Here is a 2387-nt window from a genome sequence, read left to right on the forward strand (position 1 = left end):
CCATAACCTAACTCCCTAGATTGATAATCCTTCAAATACTCCATTGCTTTTGCAATGTCCTTGTCCTGAGATCCTTTATCACCACCGCAAAGAAGCAAGATGACTTTGTTTCCAATCTTTCCATAATAAATCCTAATGCCCGGGCCGTAATGAATCCGAAGCTCATGTACTCCCTTTTGCAAGGTTTTACAATCTCCAAAATTCCCAAGCTTCAATCGGTCTAACCGGGTTAAAATTTTAGCCCGTGTATGGATTTCTTTGATTTCCTTGATCCAAATCTCAAAGGGTCGTTTACCATTAGCCGTTTCGTAGATTTCAATATCGATCTCTTCCATATAGCTTATTGTATCTTTTAGGATACAATAATTCAAGTAAATTTTAACCTATAAATTTTGAGAATTTCGCCAATATCTCGAGAAACAATTTTTGAAAAAGAAAGAACAAAGGCAGGCCTAGCTTCTGCTAGCGCTCGTGGACGAAAAGGTGAAGCTCCTTTTAAAATGACTAATGCAAAGCTTAGACTAGAAATGGCAGTTATGAGTGAGCAGGTTTTCCCTTCTTTAAGTGGCAATGATAAGCTTCAGAAGGTATCACTTTTCGATGCTTAGCTAATGGCCATTGAGGTTGTTTTGGTTTAAGTCTTTTCAAATCAGAACAAAGTTTATAGAGTACAGCTTGGATTGATTTTGGAAGAGCTTTAATTTGTTTTTCCAGTCGTTTCGATCGCTCAATCTTCTAATTGCATATAAAATTAATCGAAAGCGATTAAAAAATAAGTAAGAATCGATTAAACTTAAATGTAAGTTTTTTAGTTTTTAATCTGAAAATGCTTTAAGTCTACGAGGCTATATGATAGCAAAACAAACGGGCTGTAAGAAATCTAAAGTTTTAAAACGTACTAACATCAGCATTATCGGAAGTTAGGACAATTTTTTAGAGATTGCCAAATGTGTACATTACGCTGATTAATTAAATCGTTATCCTATCACCAAATATAATTTATATTATTTAGAATATGATGACTTATTTATCAATACAATTATTTACTATATTTTATAGTCATAAACTTGTTATCTAATAAATTTATTAATTTAATCAAAAGATATGTAGGTTAATGATATGGAAAAAGCAAAAGTAATGAGCTTTGTAGAATTCCGCTAAAACTTATCAGAATGTGTTAACTTAGCAAAATATAAAGGCGAGAGATTTTTGATTACTCGTAATGGAAAAGCCGTAGGTGCTTTTTCCCTGTAGAGGATTTAGAAAAAATTAATGCATTTAATAATGTAATTGCTGACACAGCCACTGATGAGATAAGCTCAGAATTTGAATCCTAAATCAACAAAAGGATTTAAGTTATCTCTAGAGAGCTTTTTTCTTACCGGAACTGCATGAATTAACTGTGATAATATGTATCTTTAAGAAAATTTATTTATATCTTTATTTATTAATAGATTAAATGAAGCTGCTAAAATTTTAAAACGTGCTACTCCTGCATCGGTGAGTTTATTACAGCCAAATAGATCTAGATACTGCAAAGCCGTTAAAGGTGTCAAATGCGCTAATCCATCATCCGTGACATTTATACAGTAGCTTAGATTTAGATGCTGCAAAGCGATTAAGGGTGTTAAATGGGCTAATCCATCATCGGTGAGATTATTACAGCCAAATAGATCTAGATGCTGCAAACCCGTTAAGGGTGTTAAATGGGCTGCTAATCCTGCACCCGTGAGATTAAGGGTCAATATAGTTCAAATATAATCTCCTTAGTTTTTGATCTGAAAATGCCTTAAGTCCACGAGATGATAGAATCAGGAAACAAACGGGTGGAGTTGCCCCTATAAAACCGGACCGCTAGCCTGCCATTTTTAATTTCCTTAAATACTCTCTTGGAGAGAGCATATTTAAAGCCTTATAAGGGGCTTTAGCGTTATAGTCTTCGATCCAAATAGGCAATTGCTGCAAAACAGCTTCAGCACTTGCCAGATTGCCGAAATAAACATCATCTTTTTTAAAAGTTTTGACAAAAGCTTCCGCCATGCCATTACTTTCTGGACTATAAGGTGGCGTGGTTCTAATGGTTAAACCAAGCAGTCTACCAAAATTGACAGTTTCTTTAGCCGTGTAACAGCTGCCATTATCAGAGAGCCATTCAAGAGGTACTCTAGCTTTTGGCTGTTCAAATCTATATTCAATAGTCTCAAGCATCAAATCTCGAATCATCTGCCCATCAATACCTATTGTAGAGGCAATATAACGCATGACTTCTCTGTCACACGTATCCAACGAGAAGGCGACATGAACACGATCACCATTTAAGCATTGAATAGAGAAGCTGTCTGAGCACCATCGTGTATTGCTGTAGAGAGTCTCTACTTTGCCTGTAT

Annotated in this window: 3 protein-coding genes and 1 pseudogene; 1 reads left to right on the forward strand and 3 read right to left on the reverse strand. The window is 35.2% G+C overall.

The features are described 5' to 3' along the window. Positions 1 to 335 (reverse strand): type II toxin-antitoxin system RelE/ParE family toxin (locus tag TY19_RS02245; protein WP_042279748.1); only part of this gene is annotated, 335 nt, incomplete at its 3' end. A 57-nt stretch (positions 336 to 392) separates the two neighbouring features. On the opposite strand from TY19_RS02245, the gene TY19_RS19465 reads away from it, so the two are divergent. Continuing rightward, entirely contained in the window at positions 393 to 608 is a 216-nt protein-coding gene (locus tag TY19_RS19465) for a hypothetical protein (RefSeq protein WP_042279750.1), read from the forward strand. Positions 609 to 1418: 810 nt separating this feature from the next. Here TY19_RS19465 and TY19_RS02255 read toward each other — a convergent pair. Both TY19_RS02255 and TY19_RS02260 read right to left on the reverse strand, forming a co-directional pair. Then, positions 1419 to 1736, reverse strand: a pseudogene (locus TY19_RS02255) (hypothetical protein); the annotation flags it as partial. Positions 1737 to 1854: 118 nt separating this feature from the next. Continuing rightward, on the reverse strand, positions 1855 to 2387 hold a 533-nt coding region (locus TY19_RS02260), incomplete at its 5' end, for a DDE-type integrase/transposase/recombinase (RefSeq protein WP_042279755.1).

The organism is Candidatus Protochlamydia sp. R18 (assembly GCF_000648255.1).
GTDB classification, from domain to species: Bacteria; Chlamydiota; Chlamydiia; order Chlamydiales; family Parachlamydiaceae; genus Protochlamydia; species Protochlamydia amoebophila.